Below are 17,138 nucleotides of genomic sequence, written 5' to 3'. Positions count from 1 at the left end.
CCGGTGCCCAAAGCGGCGGGCGCGGCGCCGGGTTCGGGGTCGAGTTCGGGGTCGAGGGGAGGAGCGTCCGGGGCGGTGCGGTCCGTGGGCGGTGGTCAACCACCCGGCCCCGCAGCCCCAAGGCAGGGGGTCAGCCGGGGGATTCCTGGAGATGGGCGGCGATCAGGGCGAGGTCGTTCGCGATGGCCTCGACACCGGCGACGTCCGCGGTCGGTGTGGACGCGCCGTTGACGCCCGCGTAGAAGGTGTCGAAGCGGCCGCCGCCCTTGTCGAGGTAGCCGGCGATGGTGATCGCGCCGACGGCGAGGCGGTCGCCCAGGAAGTCCGCCCCCACGGCCGCGCCGGTCTTCGCGAACACCTTCCCGCGCGCCGGGCAGTTCCGGCAGTTCTCGGCCAGCAGCCCGTCGACCCCGAGGACGGGCAGGGCCTCCCGGAAGCGCCGCGCGTCCGGAGTGCGCTGCCAGTACGCCAGCATCTGCACCACCGCCCGGGGCGTGGCCCGGTCGGCGGGGTTGCCGCCGCGGCCGTCCGCGAGCTGTACCTGCTTGCGGTCGACGCCCGCCCGGTCCAGGAAGTCGGCGAGCACCGGGAAGCCATCGGCGCACTGCCGGCTGCCGTTGGCGACGGCCATCAGGCAGATGCCCAGGTTGGCGCCCAGGTTGTGGCTGACCTTGAGGATCAGCTTGGCGTACTGCTCGTAGGGCGGCGAGGTGTACGCGGCCACCCGCGGCCGGCCCTCGTACGTGCGCGGCAGCCGGGCGACCGGGTTGGGGCCCGTCGCGTCGGCGGTGACCTGCACCCCGGCCCGGCGCAGGGCCTCGATCAGCGCGGTCCGGCCGAACGCGGCCGGATCCGCGACCGGGGAGACGCGCAGCAGCGGCGCGGCGTCGGCGGCGATCGTGCCGGACAGCCGGATCCGGGTGCCGCCGTCGGCGGCCGTCACCGTGATGTTCGTCGGCCCTCCGGCCGCGACCGTCTTCACCGTGGACGTCACCCGGTACGGGGCGACCTTCGGCCGCCACTCCAGCCGGGCGTCGGCGCCCGGCCGACTCCCGGGCGTGGTCAGCAGGTCGATGAGGTTGTCGTTGATGATCAGCGGTGTGGGGACGGGGTCCAGGAGCGGGTCGGGGGCGAAGAGGCGGCTGTCGACGATCACGTCGCCGTCGACCCGGGTGATGCCGGCGTCGCGGACCTGCCGGGCGAGCTGGTCGATCCCGGCGAGCGGGTTCTCCGGGGTGAGGATCGCGCCGGGGAAGTCGTCGGCGTAGGTGTGGTCGAGGTCGGTGTACGCGACCGTGCCGTCGGGCCGGGTCCGGCCGCCCATGGTGAGGTCGCCCTGCGCCACGAGGTCCAGGTCGCCGGTCAGCGTGGCCCCGTTCCGCTCGCCGACCGCGTAGACGGGGGTCACGAAGCGGTGGTCCGGGCCGAGGGTCTGCCAGGGGCCGGACACGGAGAACAGCTTCGCGGTGGAACCCGGGATGAAGAACTGCCCGGGGAACATGCTGTGCAGCACCCGCCCGTCGTCCGGCGCAGTCTGCAGGAGGCCCCACTGGGCATGGCGGTACTCGGGCTTCCGCATGATCGCCGTGATGCGCGGGTCCAGCCCGCCCGGCGGCCACGACGACGGCGACGGTGAGGGCGAGGGCGAAGGCGACGGGGCCGCGCCGGCACTCGTGGCCGAGGCGAGCGCCACCAGCAGCAGGGCCGCGCACCCGGCGGCCAGTCGGCGCCGCACAGCCGCGACGCGTATCGGTACGTCCACAGCGCGCTCCGTTCGTCGCGGCTGCCTTCCGCCGGGGGCCGGGGCCGGGGGCCCTTGCCCGAGGCCCGGGAAACAGGGTGGCACGGCACCGTACGGCCCGCATGTCACCGGGGGCGCACTCCGCCCGAGCTGTGCGTCCGGCGGAACCGAGTCATCCTGGAGGAGGAAGACGCTCGCGGGACCGCTCGCGGGCGCCCCGCACGACGGCGACGGCAATCCCGGGCCGGGAGGTGACGCATGCACCTGGACGAGTCCCAGTGGGCCTGGGTCACGATCATCACGGTGGTCGCCGTCATCTTCGCGGACATCGCGGCGATCATCCTCATGAACGTCCTCGGCCGCTGACCGGACCGGACCGGACCGGAGTGGCGCGGTCAGGGGGCGGGGCGTTCGGTGATCCAGCGGGCGGCCAGCAACCCGGAGCCGGCGGTGAGGACGGCGGCCGCGAGCACGGTGGCGTCCAGGCCGAAGGCGTCGGCGAGGAGGCCGGCGACGAGGGCTCCGGCGGCGTAGCCGATGTCGCGCCAGAAGCGGTAGGCGCCGAGGGCGTTGGCCCGCCAGGCGGGGTGGGCGTGGTCGGAGACGGAGGCGATCAGCGCCGGGTAGACCATGGCGGTGCCCAGGCCGAGGAGGACGGCGGAGAGGATCCCGGCGAGCAGCGGCCGGCCCAGGAGGACGAGGGCCAGGACGAATCCGGCGGCCTGCACCAGCATCCCGTACACGATGAGGGGCTTGCGGCCGACGCGGTCGGAGAGATGGCCGGTGGGGATCTGGCCGAGGCCCCACAGGACCGGGTAGAGGCCCTTGACGAGGCCGACGGCGGCGAGGCCCAGGCCGTGTTCGGTGAACAGGAGGGGGAAGACCCCCCAGGTCAGGCCGTCGCCCAGGTTGTTGACCAGGCCGGCCTGGCTCGCGCCGCGCAGCGAACGGTCCCGCCAGGACGTCCGGGCGAAGACGGCGCGCAGCCCGGTCTCCTCGCCCGAGGGCACCGGTTCGGTGTGCCGGGCGAGTTCGAGGGCGACGTGCGCGGCCGTGTCGCGTACGACGAGGGAGAGGGCGAGGCCGGCCGCGACGAAGACGACGCCGATCAGTTCGGGGATGGGGCGCAGGCCGTGGACCGTGGCCAGGTACCCGGTGAGGAAGGCGGTGGCGCCGACCGCGGTGTAGCCGGCGGCTTCGTTGAGGCCCGTGGCCAGGCCCCGGCGGGCGGGACCGACGAGGTCGATCTTCATGTTGACGGTCATCGACCACGTCAGGCCCTGGTTGACGCCGAGGAGGACATTGGCGGCGACGATCCAGCCCCAGGACGGCGCCCAGGCGAGGGCGAACGGGACGGGGATGCCGATCAGCCAACCGGCCACCAGCAGCTGCTTGCGGCGGAAGCGGGCGGTCAGGGCGCCGGCGGCCAGATTGGTCATCGCCTTGGTGAGGCCGAAGGCGATGATGAAGGAGAACACTGCCAGGTCGCTGGTGAGACCGAAGACCTCGGTGCCGATGAGCGGGACGGTGGTGCGTTCCAGGCCGACGAGGCTGCCGACGCACACGTTGACGACGACCAGCAGGGTGAACTGGAGCCGGTTCTCGCGCAGTCCGAGGCGTACGGGCCGGCCGGCCGGGGTGTCTGCGAAGCCCATGGCGTGTCCTTTCGCCGGAGAGCGGCGTGTTGTGCTCGCCACCGGGATCACGGCGGACACGCGCACGCCGCGGTCCTGGCGCGCGCGGCGCCGGACCTGGCCGGCGCCGCGCGCTCGATCGGTGCCCTACGGGCAGAGCACGGCACTCTGGGGCGGGCCACCGGCCTTGCCGTAGAGCCTGGTTTCCGGGTCGGGTGCGTAGTCGACCGTGTCCTTGCCGCGGACGCCCATGGAGCGGAAGGGGCCGAGCTGTCGGCGGTAGCTCTGGCCGGCATGGACGTAGTCCACGAACAGGCCCCATTCGTAGTTCCCCTGGCAGGCCGTCACATCGACGCGGATGACGGCGGGGTCGTCGGCGCTGACCGTGAAACCGGATCCCAAGGGTTTGGCGTTGGCCGGCTTCTCACCGGGCGGGGGTTTCCTGTCCACGCCCTTGTCCGTCAGGACGGCCTGGTCGAGGTCGTACTCGAAGACGCGGTTGTAGGCGTCGCCGCATCCCCCTTGCGTCAGCGCGATCCACGCGGGTGGGCCGATCGGCGTGGGACGCGGGGTGGCGGGGCGGATGCCCTGGATGACGACCGTCTTGCCCGCTTCGGCGCTGAGCGTGAGGTAGAGGTGCCCGGCGCCCCAGGTGGCGCCGCCCTTGGCGGTGACGTCCTTGCGGAAGTCCACGTTCTGGGCCAGGAACGACGTCAGTGGCGGACCGCCGGCCGGCATCGCCACGGACGTGGCGCCGTCGCAGTCCTGAAGCGTGGGCCACGAAGAGGTGAGGAACAGGGGGCCCTTGTCCGCGCTGCCGGCTGCCCCGGTACCGGAAGGCGAAGCGCCGGGTGATGACGTGCCGCCCTTGGCGTCCGCGGTGTCGGTGCCCTCACCGCCGCCCGGCCCGACGATGCCTCTGATGCCCAGGCCGGCCAGGGTCAGGACGACCACGGCAACGGCGGCGAACCGGATCCGGCGATTCCCCCAAACGGTGGACGCCGCCGACGGGGTGTCGCCCGGCGCGGCCGGTGCGGGGGCCGGCGTCGGGGCCGGTGCGGGGTCCGGTGCCGGGAACCGCGGGCCCGGGTCGCCTCCGCACCGGTGGTAGGCCGCGGCCCAGTCGGCGACGACCGCCTCGGCGTCGGGCTCGCGTCGGTGCTCGGCACAGATCCGGACCAGCAGCTCGACCTGGTCCCACTTCGGCCGCTTGCTCGAGTGCGGGTCCACGAGGGCGGAGTAGGTCGCGACCCCGGTGTACGCCTTGAGGCCCGGGATCCCCCGCCCGGCCATGTCCTCGCTCAGGTCGGGCAGCCTGGCGAAGGCGGGTCCGTCCTCGCGGTAGGTGTGGAGCGCGCCCCGGTACTCCTGCCAGTTCCTCGCCCCGGCTAACTGCCCCTGCCACATGCTCATGTACGCCGCTCCCTCGCGCTCGACCGGAAACTCCAGGATCCCGCACATACGGAAGGACACGTTCAGTGGGTGGTACATCGACACGCCGTCACGTTCGGGGCCCAACCGAACCATTCAGGTACGGCTCTGGCATGGAGCGAACGGTGCCCGGCGCAGTGTCCTCGAACCACGCCGCTCACCGAACGGCCGAGCCGCCCCGAGCGGGGCGGGTGGGAACGACAAGGACGGACCGCCGACCATGACAACCGCCACGCGCAGGACCGGACGCCCGACGAAGACCGAGAAGGTCATGGCGATCACCATCGCGATCCTCTGCGGGATCGTCGCCGCGCTGATCGCATTCCTCCTCACCCGCCATTTGGGCGGAACCGCACTCATGGGTACCGGCGCTTCCGCGAGCACCTTCATCACCGTCGCCGGGTTCGTCGCGTGGATCGAGGAGAAGCTGCACCTGCTGTAAAGGAGCGCGAAGCCGGAAGGAGGCCGTCATCCCGCGGGGTGGCGGCCTCCCTCCCGCGCTGCCGGGCATCGCGCGGTGTCCGGAATCGACGGGTCGGAAACCGGACGGCCTGCGCCCTCGTTGCGAGCGCGCTGATCGCCGCGACGCCCGCCATGGCCTCGGCCGGAACGCCCGAAGCGGGGGCCTTCGCCCAGGCCCAGGGGGCGGCCCCCGAGGCCGGGATCGACTTCTACCCCGATGACGACCCGGGCCAGTGCCGGGGTCTGCGCCGGCAGTGGAACCTCGCGCCCGACTGGACCGCCCCGGTCCGCCTCGACACCGACAGCCGGCCGGGCGGCTGACGCGGCGGGTGAGCGGTCACCGGGCGGGTCACGACCCGGTTCGGGTGTCGAACCGGGTCGCCGTGTGTGCCGCCGCGCCCCACTCGTCGTCGTAGTACGTGTTGTTGCGCCCCATGGACGAGCAGCCGCCCGCGATGAGGCCGAGGACGAGGAAGGCGACGACCAGTACCTTGGCCCCGGTGCCCAGCACGAGCGGCCGGGTGGCGGACCCCGTTTCCGGCAGGCCGGGAGCCGCGGTCGGCGGGGGCGGGGTGCCGTACCCGGGGGCCGCGGGCACCGGGTCGCCGAACAGCCGCTTGGGGTAGGCCGACGTCAGCATCATCACGTACGCCAGGAACCGCATCCGGAACCGGAGTACGGCGGCCGAGGCCTCGAAGATCGGCTGCGGCATCCGGCCCAGCACGAGCGTGATCAGCCAGAACACCCAGCAGATCGCGGCCCAGCCGTACTGCAGCAGGCCGGCCACGATCGCAGCGGGGATCATCAGGATCAAGCGGAACAGCACGGCCAGCCGGTTCAGCTCGCCGGGCCGCAGCTCGATCTGCACCGGGTAGCCGGGTTCGGCGAACGCGAACGGCGGGTACCGGTCCACGAGCAGCATGGTGCTTGCCGTGACCCTGGTCGCGTACGCCAGGTAGTCGCCGAGGAAGCGGGCGATGCCCTCCGGGAGCCGCCCCGTGAACAGTGCGGCGAACCAGCCGACGATCGTCACGACGAAGGCCGCGATGCCGAGCAGGGCCACGACGATCATCTGCGGGATCAGCAGCAGCCATCGCAGCAGCACGGTCCAGCGCCGCTGCCGGCCCGGATCCGGCATGTCGAGCTCCGGCAGGTGTTCGCCTTCCGGCCCGGATGCGGCGGTGGGCGGGTGGGGGGTCCAGCCTGTGGTCATGGGGGCCTGCTTACGGTGGCGGTGGGCAGGGGCAGGGGCAGGGGCAGGGGCGGCGTCGGGGTCGGGGTCGGGGGCGGGGCGGAAAAGCATCCTGCGCGGCATGCGTACCGCGTGCGCCCGTCGATCAAAGCACCTGAACGGCAAGTTGGCCCGGCCGGAGGCATCCGCCGCTGCGGCCGGGCACCGTGCTCGGCTGCGCCGGACGACCACCTCCGGATCGGCGGCCGCCGGCCGCGGTGTCAGGGGCGGCGCCGTGCGGGGCGATCGCGAGGAGGGCGACGTCGTCGTGGAGGTTGCGGGCCTCCACCAGCCCGTCCGTCACCAGGACCAGCACGTCGCCCCGGGCGAACCGGTGGCTCCACACCACCGGCCCGTCGGCCGAGGCCGGGCCGCGACCGCCGCCAGGTTCCCGTCCTCGTACGCGGCCTCCCGGAAGCTGCCGAGGATCGCCGCGACCGTGCGGACCGCCTGCAGGCCCTTGCCGCGCACGTCGCCGATGATGGCGCGCTCCCCGGCGTGCGTGGCCCGGATGTCGAACAGGTCGCCGCCCACCGTGGTCCCCGCCTCGCTCGGCCGGTACAGGCCGGCCGCCAGCACGTGCCCGTCCCGGTGGGGCACCGGCCGCAGCAGGGCCCGCATCAGGGCCTCGGCGACCGAGTTGGCGTGGACGAGGCTGCGTTCCGGACGGGTGCGGTGCGCGGCGAGCGCCGTCGCGAGGACGCCGACGACGGCGGTGGCGATGTCGGCCGTGACCGGCCCGTCCGGGCGGCGGCTCACCGTCCGCCGGCGACGAACTGGTCCTCTTCAGCTGGATCGCGGTTCCCGCAGCCGCGTACGAGGGCGTGTTGACCGCGCTGGGACTGCACGACCGGATCCCCGCGACGATGGCGGCGGGCCTGTCCGCGATCGAGGACGACCCGGCCGTGACGGCGCCCGGCTCCGGCGGAGGGGACCCCGGACCGTTCGCGGCTTCCCGCGCCGACGCGGGTCAGGAGGGCTTGGCGGCCGAATAGGCGGTGACGGTGGCCTTGTTGTCGCACAGGGCGAAGACGCCGTCGTCGAGGGCGATCTGGTGTGCGCCCGCGCCCGGCACCCCGACGACGAGCGTGGGGAACGAGGCGGGTGTCGCCCCGGACGCGCAGTAGCCGTCCGCCTCGCCCTGCACGTTGACGAAGGTGAGCTTCGTCCAGGCCTTGGCGCCCGGGGCCAGGGACACGGTGGTGGCGGACCCGCTGGGCGTGGTGGCGAGCGGCACGTTCTTGTCGGGCGACCCGTTGCCCGCGCCGGCGACCGTGGGGAAGCCCTGGAGCGTACAGGTGCTCTTCGAGGTGTTGGCGACGGTGATCACGGCGGCGCCGGTTCCGGTACCCGGCGGCCGGACGGCCGCTTGGCGGGCCTCGGTGACCTTGACCTCCTTGACCGTGCAGGGCTTCGCCCCGCCGCCGGCCGCGGTCGGGGAGGCCGGGGAGGCCTGGGCGGCGGGCGTCGCCGACCCCGCCCCGCCGGACCCGCCCGTGGCCGCCCCCGGAGCCGGCGACTGGGCGGACTGCGAAGGCCCCGCGGGCTGCGGTGCACCGTCCTCCCCGGACGGGGTGCAGCCCGCCACCAGGGCGGTGGTCGCCACGGCTGCCACCAGCGCGGCCACGGTCTGCCGGACACCTGCTGCGTACTGCATGGGGAACCTCCCGAGGCCCACGACCGGGCCCTCAGCGGCCCGTACGTCCACGGACACACCATCGCGCCGCCCCGGAGTTCCCGCCGCCACATTGCTGTGCTCTTTCCGTGACACCTTCATGACCTGTCGGCGCACAGGCGGGCGGCGATGGCCGCCGAACGCCCGCTCCTCCCCGCCGAACATGACGGCAGAAAAGGCGGGAAATGCGTCCTTGTGTACGTTCCGTGCACTCTCCTAGGTTGGGGCGCATGAAGAAACTCCAAGGAATGCGAAAGGCCGCGGTCGTCGTTTCCGTGGCGGTCGGCTCGGTCCTCGCGCTGGCAGGGAATTCGACCGCCGCTCCTGCGGCGCAGACGCTTGCTGCGAGCGGCTCCACGAAGTGCGACAGTTTCGTCAACCACGGAAAGAAGTGGACGGCGAATTGCAAGGTCATCCGGGGGCAGGCCGCGGCGTGGACCGAATGCTCGGACGGTACTGAGGTCAAGGGGCCCTTCGTCGGCGTCGGCTACTGGGCATTCGGTGGCGACTGCAGCGGGCACGGCACCGTGAAGCACTGGAAAGTCCTCACGAGGTAGACGCAACGGAATTCCGTCCGAAAGCACGACCCCCGACCCGGGCAGGGTCGGGGGTCGTACGCGTGGCGGGAATTCCGTCAGGCCCGGCCGGCCGGCACCGCGGCGGTGTGGACGTCACCGCTCATCGCGTCGGCCGTCTCGGCCGTGGCCGGGAGCCCGCGCTCCAGGGCGTCGAGCGCGGCACGGGCCTCGCCGATGCGCCTGCGTATCTCCTCGACGTCGGCGGGCTGATCGTCCGCGGCATCCGGCCCGGCTGCGGCCGCGGCTGTGGTGGCGGTGGCGGTGGCGGACTCGGCGGACTCGGCCTCCACCTGGCGTGCCTCCTCCAGGGAGTTGATGACCACGCCGATGAGCAGGTTGACCAGGACGAACGAGCCGAGCAGGACGTACGAGGCGAAATAGAGGATCGTCCAGCGGGAGACCTCCAGCCCGGCCCGGACCGCATCGCCGAGGCCGTCCAGGGTGATGAGCAGGGACAGCGTGAGCGCGGCGCGGCCGAGGGAGCCGAAGTGCTCGGGGTTGTCGTCGGCCAGGAAGACCCAGCCGACCATGGAGTACACGTACAGCAGGAGCGCCCCGACGAGCAGGAAGCTCAGCGTGCCCGGCAGGCTCTTGCCGATGGCGACGATCACGATGCGTACCTGCGGCAGGAACCGGGCCGCGCGCAGCACCCGGGCCAGCCGCAGCAGCCGGAGCACCGTGGCGTTCTCCCGGGCGAAGGGCGCGAGGGCGAGCGCGACCACGGCCAGGTCGAAGAGGTTCCAGGGATCGCGGAAGAAGTCCCGGGGCCGGTCGGCGTGCGCGGCGGCGCGCACGAGGATTTCGAGCGCGAACGCGGCCAGGAACAGGTGTTCGGCGAGTTTGAGACCGTCGTGCCAGTCCTGCACGAGGCCGTCGTAGGTCTCGATGCCCATGAGTGCGGCGTTGCCGACGATGAGGCAGAACACGGTGGTGGTGAAGGCGGCCGAGTCGGTGATCCGCCGGCTGCGGGCGGCCAGAGCACGGCGTGACGGGCCGGACCGGTGTGGCATCGAGGAGGTCCTCATCCTTGTGGAGCCTGATCGTTCATCAATTCGAGTGGATCTTAAGGGGGAACCCGCACCGAACGACGTCGAAGACGTTCGGCCTCCCGGCAGCGCGGTGAGGTGCGAGGACCTCCTGTTCCGCCTCGCCGGCCCCCGCCGTCACGGTCTGACGGCGGGGGCCGCCGTCGGCCTGTCAAACCCCGGCTGCATGATCGGTCCATGGACGAGGAATGGACCGACGGCATGCAGGCCCGCGCGCTGCGCGAGATCGCCTGGCGGTACCTGCCGGACGAGGACGCCGTACGGTGGGCTTCCTTGCTGCGGCCCGGCGTACGGCTCGTGGACGAGGCCGAGGCCGAGGCCGAGGCTGAGGACGAGGATGTGGCCGGGGCCGGGGCCGGGGCCGTGGCCGGGGCCGTGGACGAGACGGGGGACGCGGCCGAACCCCCGGCCGCCGCCCGGCTGGGCGGGCTGCCCCGGCTGCCGGACGGCACCGCATGGCCCACCGGTCCGGCGGGCGCCCCGCTGGCGTTCGTCGCCGCGGTGGACTGCGCGGCGCTCCCGGCCAGGGCGCTCGACGTGCCCGTGCCCCCGGAGGGCGTGCTCGCGTTCTTCGCCTCCGCGCCACTGCACGGGGGCCCGGACGGCCGGTACCGGTCGGGGGAGGCGGGCCCCACGCCCGGCCGGGTCGTCCACATCCCCGCGGACGCGCCCGGTTCCGTACGCACCGCCCCGCCGGGCGTCCCGGTGTTCCCCTCCGTGCGGCTGGCCGCCCGGCCGGAACTGACCGCGCCCTTCCCGGAACACCCGCGGGTACGGGACGCGTTCGCGCTGCACACCTGGGAGGACCCGTACGACCACCCCCTCTACGGGCAGGGCTTCCTCGACGAACTCGCCGAGCACGGGCACCGCTTCGAGCACAGGGTCGGCGGGTACGCGGTATGCGCCGGCGCCGTCCCCGTCGAGTACGAGGCAGCCGCAGCCGCAGCTGATGCTGATGCCGCCGGGGCCGGAGGCGGCCGGGCGGAGCGGGTCGGGCCGTTGGCGGTGGGCGCACAGGACACCGGACGGGCACGGGAGTGGGTGCTGCTGGCGCAGTTCCAGTGCGACCCGGCGGACGGGGTGCTGGCTGCGAAGGCGCCATCGGGCGGCGGGCGGCGCGGCGTACTGGCATGGCTGATCCACCGCGAGGACCTGGCGCGGGGCCGCTTCGCCGAGTCCGTTCTCCTGCGCCGGTTCTGAGCCGGCGGCAGCGGCCGCGGCTGCCGCCTGCCCGCCTGGCTGTCCGTCCGGTTGTCGGCAGGCCCGCTTACCCTGGGCCCGGTTCCGCACCCGTTCAGCGGAACCCCGAAGGAGAGCCACCGCCATGCAGTCCACGCCGCCCGCGCCCCACGCCGTCCCCGTCGAGGGCGGCGCGCCCTTCGGCCGGCGCTTCGCGCTCGTCGACCGGGCGGGACACCTCGTCCGCCCGCCGGACCTCTCCGCCGTCGGACCGTTCCACGAGGACGGGCGGGGCGGGCTGACAGCGCCCGCCGCCGACCTCTCCGGCAGCTGGGGCTACCTGGACGGGCAGGGCTGCTGGCTGGCCGAGCCCTCGCTGGGGCACGCCACCGCGTTCGACGGGGCGGGCCTGTCGCGGTACCTCGCCGACGGGCTGTGGGGGTACGCCGACACCACCGGGGCACCGGTCGTGTCCGCCCGCTTCCAGGAGGCCGGACCGTTCCGGCACGGGCTGGCCGTCGTACGGACGGAGACCGGCGTCGGGTACGCCGACCCGACCGGTGCCGTCGTGATCGGCGGGGCGTACCGGCAGGCCGGGCTCTTCGGGCCGAACGGCCTCGGCGCCGTCCGGCAGGCGGACGGCCGCTGCGGCTACGTCGACCGGGAGGGCAGCCTCGTGATCGCCGCCCGGTTCGACGGGACCCGCCCGTTCACCCCGGAGGGGACGGCGCCCGCACTGGTCGGCGAGGAGTGGGGAATCGTCGACACCGCGGGGGAGTGGATCGTCGAGCCGTGCTTCAGCCTGCTCAACGCGTTCGACGAGAACGGGCTCGCGTACGTCATCGGCGGCGACACCGGCAGCATGTTCTCCGGGTTCGTCAACCCCCGCGGCGAGCTGGTCATCCGGTGCAAGGGGGAGATGGACGACGTCCTGAGCTGCGGCCTGCTGAAAGTCGGCGACAACCACCTGAGCGGCTTCCTGGACGCGTCCGGCGCGTGGGCGATCGTGGACGCGTACGAGTGGGCCGACCGCTTCGACGCCGGCGGCGCGGCGGTGGCCCGGGCCCTGGACCCGGATGCGTGGGGAGTGCTGCGCACGGACGGCTCGTTCACCCCCGTCCCGCACCGGGAACCGCTCACCGACTCCGAGAGCTGGATCACCGGCTTCGACGGCGGGCACGGCCTCGCCCCCTTCCTCACCGACGAGGGGGACGTCGTCCACGTCGGCCGTGACGGCCGCGACGTGTGCCGGGTCGAGGCCACCGCCGCGGACGGCAGCGCCGTCACCCTCCGGGACGCGTCGGGCGAGGCCGTCTGGCAGGGCGCCGCCGAACCGGGCACCTTCGAACGGCACGTGCCGTTCCTCTCCGGGGACCCCCGGACGTACGTCGACCACACCGAGGCCTGGGAAGGCGACATCGCCGCGGTGGTGCAGGAACTGCTGGACCTGCCGGCCCGCGCGTTCCACCCCCGCTCGCTGATCTTCGACCGCAACGAGGACCCGTACGACCTCTCGGAGCTCGACGAATACGATCTGGAGCGCACCGGGAACGGCGCGATGCACGTGATCGCGAGCGTCTGGCTGGCCGCCGAATGGCTCTCCGAGTACCCCTTCCTCCTGGACAACACCCAGGACCGCTTCGGCGAGATGTGCGACACCCTGGAGCAGCGCCTCGGCGACCGTTTCGGTGCTCCCCTCACGAACGTGGCGAGCTGCCTGCGCAGCGGCGACGGCGAATGGTCGGCCACCTGGGAGATGCAGGACGGCCGTCACCTGGTCCTGCAGTTCTACTGCCTCGTCGGCGACGGCGACCACGAGTTCCAGATATGGCTGGCCGTCACCGACGCCTGAGCCGGTGGCTACCCCTCGCCGTGCGCCTGCTGATCGAGGAACCGCTTCCGGACGCGTACTTCCACGAGGGGGACCTGCTCCTCGCGGCCGTCGAGGCCCCGGTTTCGGCCGACTGATCCCCACGCCCGGACCAGTCGGGTGTACATGCGATACATGCGGACGGAAACGCGTATGCGGGGAGGTCGGGCCCTATAGCGTCGCTCCCGACGGCCAGGCGACGCACCCCGGGAGGCATCTTGAGTGAGCGGCCGGTCCTTCTGCCCTACGCCGACCCGGCTTTCGTCGCGGACCCGTTCCCCCTCTACCGGCAGCTGCGCGAGGAAGGCCGGGTGCGCCGCGCCGTCATCGCAGGCGGCCTGGAGGCCTGGCTCGTCACCCGCTACGAGGACGGGCTCGCGGCCCTCTCCGACTCCCGCCTCAGCAGCGACGTACGCGACGCCTCCGACCGCCGGCTCCTGCAGCAGCTGCCCGAGACGGAACGGGATTCGATGCTGAGCAATATGCTCCGCAGCGACCCGCCCGACCACACCCGGCTGCGCCGCCTGGTCTCCAAGGCGTTCACCGCCCGCAGGGTGGCGGGGATGGAGCCGCGCATCCAGGCCATCACCGACCGGCTGCTGGACGCGGTCGTCCCGGCCGGCCGCGCCGACCTCGTCGCCGACTTCGCGCTGCCGCTCCCGGTCACGGTGATCAGCGAACTGCTCGGGGTGCCGGTGGACGACCGCCACGAGTTCCAGCACTGGACCGACCGCATGCTCACGCGGGGCGCGAAGCCCGTCGACCCCGCCGTGGTCAACGAGGCATGGCAGCACATGCGCCCGTACGTCACCGACCTCATCCGGGACAAACGCGCCGCCCCCGGCGACGACCTGCTCAGCGGCCTCATCACGGCCCGCGACGAGGAGCAGCAGCTCACCGAGGACGAGCTCATCGCCATGGTGTTCCTGCTGCTGGCCGCCGGCTACATCACCACCGTCAACCTGATCGGCGGCGGCATCGCCACGCTGCTCGCCCACCCCGACCAGCTCGACCTGCTGCGCTCCGACCCGGAGCTGCTGCCGGGCGCGATCGAGGAGTTCCTCCGCTACGACGGCCCGGTCAGCCCCGGCATCGCCCGGTTCGCGCGCGAGGACGTCGAGATCGCGGGCGTGGCCGTCCCGCGCGGCGCGACCGTGCTGATCGCCTCGGCCATCGCCGACCGCGACCCGGCGCGGTTCCCCGACCCCGACCGCCTGGACATCACACGGCAGGACAACGCCCACCTCGCGTTCGGCCACGGCGTGCACTACTGCCTGGGCGCGCCGCTGGCCCGGCTGGAGGGGCAGATCGCCATCGGTACCGCCCTGCGCCGGCTCCCCGGGCTCGCCCTCGCGGTGGCGCCGGACGAGATCCGCTGGCGCCCCGGCGGCCTGCGCGGCCCCGTGAGCCTGCCGGTGACCTTCACCCCGGGCGGCGTGCTCTGACCGCACCGGGGTCCGCTGTCGCGGCCCGACGCCCGCGCCGCCGTCAGGCTTGCGCGGTGGCCGGACGACGATTTCGCTGATGTCGACGCCGTCGGGCTGCTCGATCGCGTAACCGATGGCCGAGGCGACGGCGGAGGGCGGTATGGCGATTTCGTCGCGCAGCCGGACGGCGGCCGCCGCGGCTTCGGGACTCCCTCCCTTGCCCACGCCCTCCGTGTCGGTGAACCCCGGCGAGACCAGGGTGACCCGCAGGTCGGGCCCCGACTCCTGCCGCAGGCCCTCGGTCAGCACCTTCACCGCCGCCTTGGTGGCCGCGTAGACGGCCTGAGGGGGCTTCACGACGTAGGCCGCGGTGGAGGCGACATTGACGAACTGGCCGGAGCGTTGCCGCCGGAAGACGGGCAGTGCCGCCCCGATGCCGTTCAGCAGGCCGGTGATGTGGGTGGCGACCATGGCGTCCCAGTCGTCCCGGCGCAGCTCGTCGCATGCGCGGCCGCCGGGATGATCCGTACCGACATCAGCCCCGCCGACCTCGGCGCCGCCCTCGAAGGCATCGCCCTCACCTCGGCGGGCCCCGAGCAACGGCAGCGGGCGGAACGCCTGCTCGACCTCACCCTGGACGGCCTCAAGACCCGCCCGTGAAGACACACCGCGGGGGTGTCCCGATGCCGCAGGACCTCAGGCCCGACCGTGTACGCCCTCGGCGGGACCATCGCCCGACGGGCGGGGGAGTCAGCGGCCGGGGCGCGTCGACAGCCCCCTGCGCAGGCACTCGGTGAGCCGGGCCGCGATGGTTCCACCGGGGTCGAGGCGGGGGTTGAAGACGGTGACGTCGAGGCCGACGGCCCGCTCGTCGGCCAGCGCCACCCGCAGCACGGCTTCCAGCTCCGCCCAGGCCAGTCCCCCCGGCAGCCGGTAGTCGACGGCGGGCATCACCGCGTCGTCCAGGACATCGGCGTCGAGGTGGACCCAGTACCCGGCGGCGCTGCCGCCCGTGAGCCGGTAGACGGCCCGGCGTGCTGCCGCGGCGGCTCCGACGGCACGCACACCGTCCAGGTCGACCGCGTACAGCCCGTCCGGCAGCGGCTGCATCCCGGCGCCGGCCGATTCGGCGGCGTCGCGGAACCCGAACGCGACGACGTCCTCGTCGCGGAGCAGCGGCCCGCGTCCTTCGAGGTCGGCGAGCAGCCGGGGGCCGCGGCCGGTGGCCAGGGCGAGCTCCATCGAGGCCGCCTCTCCGGTCGGCTCTGCCGAGGGCTGGTAGAAGTCGGTGTGGCCGTCGAGGAACAGCAGGCCGTAGCGGCCCCGGCGGCGCAGGGCCAGGAGGTTGCCGAGGAGGATGCTGCAGTCGCCGCCGAGGACCACCGGAAACCGCCCCGCGTCGAGGGCCCTGCCGACCGCGTCGGCGAGCTCGACGGAGTACCGGGCGATGCCCGCAGCGTTGAGGACCCCGGTCCCGGGATCCCGCCTCGGATCATAGGCCGGGGGCTCGACCCGCCCGGCGCGCAGCGCCCCCGGCCGGTCCAGCAGTCCGGCACCGATCAGAGCCGTCGGAAGGTCCTCGACGCCGGACGGCCGCAGGCCGAGCACGGACGGCGCCTCGATGACCGCCAACTCCTCCCGCACGCCCGCTCCCTCCGCCGACGGCCACCGCCCGGACCGGCCGCGCCGCCCGACCGGGCACCGCCGCCACGCGCCCATGGTGAGGCACGACCCGCGCCCGGACGCGTCAGACATGCGGCATCCAGGGCACTGCGCCCCCACGGCATTGCGTGCCCAGGGCATTGCGCCCCCACAGCCTTGCGCCCCCACGGCATTGCGCCCCCACGGCATTGCGCGCCCAGGGCGCTGCGTCCCCATGGCGCGCCGCCGTCCTCACCCCCCCGGCGCCGTCCGGCTATCCGACCAGGGCGGCGGCCGCGAGCAGGGCATCCGTGAAGGCGGCGGCGTACGGAGCGGGCCGGCGGCGGCGCGGTGCCGCCACGCCGATGTGCCGGGCCGGACGCGGTGGTTCGACGTCGACCACGGTGAGCCCCGGGCCCGGCGCCAGCGAGACCTTCGGGACCAGCGACACCCCCACCCCGGCCGAGACCAGGGTCTGGGCGAAGAAATAGTCCGTGGTGGAGGCGGCCACCTGGAGGTCGAAGCCGGCCCGCTGCGCATGCCGGCGCAGGTACGCCTCCGTCTTCAGACAGCCCAGCACCCACCGGTCCGCGGCCAGCTCCCCGAGGTCGATGCCGGCCCGCCCGGACAGGCGGTGCCCGCGCGGCAGCACCACCGAGAGCGGATCGTCCATCAGCGGGGTCCAGTCGATCCCGGGCCGTTCGGACGGCGGCACCGGGAGCGGGCCGTCGAAGTGGTAGGTGAGCGCCAGATCGGCCTCGCCGCGCCGGAGCATCGGCAAGGCCGCCTCCGGCTCGCTCTCACGGACGGTGAGCTCCACATCCGGGTGCGCGGCCACGAACCGGGCCAGCGCCTCGGGCAGCAGGTGGCGGCCGCCGCTGGTGAACGTGGCCACCGTCAGGCGCGGCCGGGCGGCGCTCAGCCGGTCGATCTCCCGGCGTACGTGGTCGAGCTCCGCCGAGATGGTCTCGGCGGCCTCCACCAGCAGCCGCCCGGCCTCGGTCAGGGTCACCCCGCGGGTGCTGCGGATCGCGACCGGCCGCCCCAGGGACCGCTCCAGTACGGCGATGTGCTGGGAGACGGCCGAGGGCGTGAGCAGGAGCGCGGCCGCGGCCCGGTTGAAGCTGCCGTGTTCGGCGACCGCCCGCAGGACACGCAGCCGCTGCACATCGATCATCAGTTTTCCTTCATACGCGTTCAGTAGATGACCAGTTCTGCTGCGG

The 17,138-nt window shown here is 73.7% G+C and carries 16 protein-coding genes and 2 pseudogenes; 8 read left to right on the top strand and 10 right to left on the bottom strand.

The genetic code is table 11. The features are described from left to right. Nucleotides 1-130 precede the first annotated feature (130 nt). The 3 genes from dacB to ACIQUT_RS15215 all read right to left on the bottom strand — a co-directional run bounded on the left by dacB (nt 131) and on the right by ACIQUT_RS15215 (nt 4,848). Complete coding sequence (gene dacB, locus ACIQUT_RS15225; protein WP_403563233.1) at nt 131-1,762, bottom strand: D-alanyl-D-alanine carboxypeptidase/D-alanyl-D-alanine-endopeptidase; 1,632 nt, start codon at nt 1,760-1,762, stop codon at nt 131-133. Nucleotides 1,763-2,136: 374 nt separating this feature from the next. Next, complete coding sequence (locus ACIQUT_RS15220; protein WP_403563231.1) at nt 2,137-3,396, bottom strand: MFS transporter; 1,260 nt, start codon at nt 3,394-3,396, stop codon at nt 2,137-2,139. 126 nt (nt 3,397-3,522) lie between these two features. Next, the gene (locus ACIQUT_RS15215) at nt 3,523-4,848 is read right to left on the bottom strand and encodes a hypothetical protein (protein ID WP_403563229.1); all 1,326 of its coding nucleotides are present in this window, start codon (nt 4,846-4,848) and stop codon (nt 3,523-3,525) included. A 178-nt stretch (nt 4,849-5,026) separates the two neighbouring features. Between ACIQUT_RS15215 and ACIQUT_RS15210 the strand changes: the two genes are divergently transcribed. Together ACIQUT_RS15210 and ACIQUT_RS15205 are read left to right on the top strand one after the other, a co-directional pair. Continuing rightward, nucleotides 5,027-5,248 (top strand): hypothetical protein, encoded by a 222-nt coding sequence (locus tag ACIQUT_RS15210; RefSeq protein WP_403563227.1) that lies wholly within the window; start codon nt 5,027-5,029, stop codon nt 5,246-5,248. A 152-nt stretch (nt 5,249-5,400) separates the two neighbouring features. Then, on the top strand, nt 5,401-5,589 hold the full coding sequence (locus ACIQUT_RS15205; RefSeq protein WP_403563225.1) for a hypothetical protein: 189 nt from the start codon (nt 5,401-5,403) through the stop codon (nt 5,587-5,589). Nucleotides 5,590-5,617: 28 nt separating this feature from the next. On the opposite strand, the gene ACIQUT_RS15200 is transcribed toward ACIQUT_RS15205, so the two are convergent. Further along, the gene (locus tag ACIQUT_RS15200) at nt 5,618-6,481 is read right to left on the bottom strand and encodes a DUF4389 domain-containing protein (protein WP_403563223.1); all 864 of its coding nucleotides are present in this window, start codon (nt 6,479-6,481) and stop codon (nt 5,618-5,620) included. A gap of 318 nt (nt 6,482-6,799) precedes the next feature. Next, nucleotides 6,800-7,258 carry a hypothetical protein gene (locus ACIQUT_RS15195; protein ID WP_403563221.1) on the bottom strand — a complete coding sequence of 153 codons (459 nt, stop codon included), beginning with the start codon at nt 7,256-7,258 and terminating at the stop codon, nt 6,800-6,802. 68 nt (nt 7,259-7,326) lie between these two features. Here ACIQUT_RS15195 and ACIQUT_RS15190 point away from each other — a divergent pair, with 68 nt between their 5' ends. After that, complete coding sequence (locus ACIQUT_RS15190) at nt 7,327-7,494, top strand: hypothetical protein (RefSeq protein WP_403563219.1); 168 nt, start codon at nt 7,327-7,329, stop codon at nt 7,492-7,494. Here ACIQUT_RS15190 and ACIQUT_RS15185 read toward each other — a convergent pair. Continuing rightward, the gene (locus ACIQUT_RS15185; protein ID WP_403563218.1) at nt 7,470-8,156 is read right to left on the bottom strand and encodes a DUF4232 domain-containing protein; all 687 of its coding nucleotides are present in this window, start codon (nt 8,154-8,156) and stop codon (nt 7,470-7,472) included. The two genes, ACIQUT_RS15190 and ACIQUT_RS15185, sit on opposite strands and share 25 nt — an antisense overlap. 248 nt (nt 8,157-8,404) lie before the next feature. On the opposite strand from ACIQUT_RS15185, the gene ACIQUT_RS15180 reads away from it, so the two are divergent. Beyond that, on the top strand, nt 8,405-8,731 hold the full coding sequence (locus ACIQUT_RS15180; RefSeq protein WP_403563216.1) for a hypothetical protein: 327 nt from the start codon (nt 8,405-8,407) through the stop codon (nt 8,729-8,731). A 77-nt stretch (nt 8,732-8,808) separates the two neighbouring features. On the opposite strand, the gene ACIQUT_RS15175 is transcribed toward ACIQUT_RS15180, so the two are convergent. Beyond that, nucleotides 8,809-9,762, bottom strand: a complete 954-nt coding sequence (locus tag ACIQUT_RS15175) for an ion transporter (protein ID WP_403563214.1) — start codon at nt 9,760-9,762, stop codon at nt 8,809-8,811. A 213-nt stretch (nt 9,763-9,975) separates the two neighbouring features. Between ACIQUT_RS15175 and ACIQUT_RS15170 the strand changes: the two genes are divergently transcribed. The 3 genes from ACIQUT_RS15170 (at nt 9,976) to ACIQUT_RS15160 (ending at nt 14,292) form a co-directional block, all read left to right on the top strand. Further along, complete coding sequence (locus ACIQUT_RS15170; protein WP_403563212.1) at nt 9,976-10,998, top strand: DUF1963 domain-containing protein; 1,023 nt, start codon at nt 9,976-9,978, stop codon at nt 10,996-10,998. A 124-nt stretch (nt 10,999-11,122) separates the two neighbouring features. Then, nucleotides 11,123-12,829 carry a WG repeat-containing protein gene (locus ACIQUT_RS15165; protein WP_403563210.1) on the top strand — a complete coding sequence of 569 codons (1,707 nt, stop codon included), beginning with the start codon at nt 11,123-11,125 and terminating at the stop codon, nt 12,827-12,829. 236 nt (nt 12,830-13,065) lie between these two features. Beyond that, nucleotides 13,066-14,292 carry a cytochrome P450 gene (locus ACIQUT_RS15160; RefSeq protein WP_403563208.1) on the top strand — a complete coding sequence of 409 codons (1,227 nt, stop codon included), beginning with the start codon at nt 13,066-13,068 and terminating at the stop codon, nt 14,290-14,292. A 57-nt stretch (nt 14,293-14,349) separates the two neighbouring features. On the opposite strand, the pseudogene ACIQUT_RS15155 reads toward ACIQUT_RS15160, so the two are convergent. Continuing rightward, a pseudogene (locus ACIQUT_RS15155) lies at nt 14,350-14,775 on the bottom strand (SDR family oxidoreductase); the annotation flags it as partial. Between ACIQUT_RS15155 and ACIQUT_RS15150 the strand changes: the two are divergent. After that, nucleotides 14,776-14,934, top strand: a pseudogene (locus tag ACIQUT_RS15150) (TetR/AcrR family transcriptional regulator); the annotation flags it as partial. A 90-nt stretch (nt 14,935-15,024) separates the two neighbouring features. On the opposite strand, the gene ACIQUT_RS15145 reads toward ACIQUT_RS15150, so the two are convergent. Together ACIQUT_RS15145 and ACIQUT_RS15140 are read right to left on the bottom strand one after the other, a co-directional pair. Next, complete coding sequence (locus tag ACIQUT_RS15145) at nt 15,025-15,918, bottom strand: arginase family protein (RefSeq protein WP_403563206.1); 894 nt, start codon at nt 15,916-15,918, stop codon at nt 15,025-15,027. A 271-nt stretch (nt 15,919-16,189) separates the two neighbouring features. Next, the gene (locus ACIQUT_RS15140; RefSeq protein WP_403563204.1) at nt 16,190-17,092 is read right to left on the bottom strand and encodes a LysR family transcriptional regulator; all 903 of its coding nucleotides are present in this window, start codon (nt 17,090-17,092) and stop codon (nt 16,190-16,192) included. Nucleotides 17,093-17,138 lie beyond the last annotated feature (46 nt).

It is taken from the genome of Streptomyces sp. NPDC090445 (assembly GCF_044769385.1).
Classification (GTDB): Bacteria; Actinomycetota; Actinomycetes; order Streptomycetales; family Streptomycetaceae; genus Streptomyces.
The sequence above is the reverse complement of the archived record's forward strand: the minus strand, read 5'-3'. Positions and strand labels throughout refer to the sequence as shown.

What these genes read in the sequence shown, in the direction of transcription:
- ACIQUT_RS15220 (WP_403563231.1), bottom strand. Translation starts at nt 3,396, where the DNA reads ATGGGCTTCGCAGACACCCCGGCCGGCCGGCCCGTACGCCTCGGACTG.
- ACIQUT_RS15210 (WP_403563227.1), top strand. Translation starts at nt 5,027, where the DNA reads ATGACAACCGCCACGCGCAGGACCGGACGCCCGACGAAGACCGAGAAG.
- ACIQUT_RS15205 (WP_403563225.1), top strand. Translation starts at nt 5,401, where the DNA reads ATGGCCTCGGCCGGAACGCCCGAAGCGGGGGCCTTCGCCCAGGCCCAG.
- ACIQUT_RS15200 (WP_403563223.1), bottom strand. Translation starts at nt 6,481, where the DNA reads ATGACCACAGGCTGGACCCCCCACCCGCCCACCGCCGCATCCGGGCCG.
- ACIQUT_RS15185 (WP_403563218.1), bottom strand. Translation starts at nt 8,156, where the DNA reads ATGCAGTACGCAGCAGGTGTCCGGCAGACCGTGGCCGCGCTGGTGGCA.
- ACIQUT_RS15180 (WP_403563216.1), top strand. Translation starts at nt 8,405, where the DNA reads ATGAAGAAACTCCAAGGAATGCGAAAGGCCGCGGTCGTCGTTTCCGTG.
- ACIQUT_RS15175 (WP_403563214.1), bottom strand. Translation starts at nt 9,762, where the DNA reads ATGCCACACCGGTCCGGCCCGTCACGCCGTGCTCTGGCCGCCCGCAGC.
- ACIQUT_RS15170 (WP_403563212.1), top strand. Translation starts at nt 9,976, where the DNA reads ATGGACGAGGAATGGACCGACGGCATGCAGGCCCGCGCGCTGCGCGAG.
- ACIQUT_RS15165 (WP_403563210.1), top strand. Translation starts at nt 11,123, where the DNA reads ATGCAGTCCACGCCGCCCGCGCCCCACGCCGTCCCCGTCGAGGGCGGC.
- ACIQUT_RS15140 (WP_403563204.1), bottom strand. Translation starts at nt 17,092, where the DNA reads ATGATCGATGTGCAGCGGCTGCGTGTCCTGCGGGCGGTCGCCGAACAC.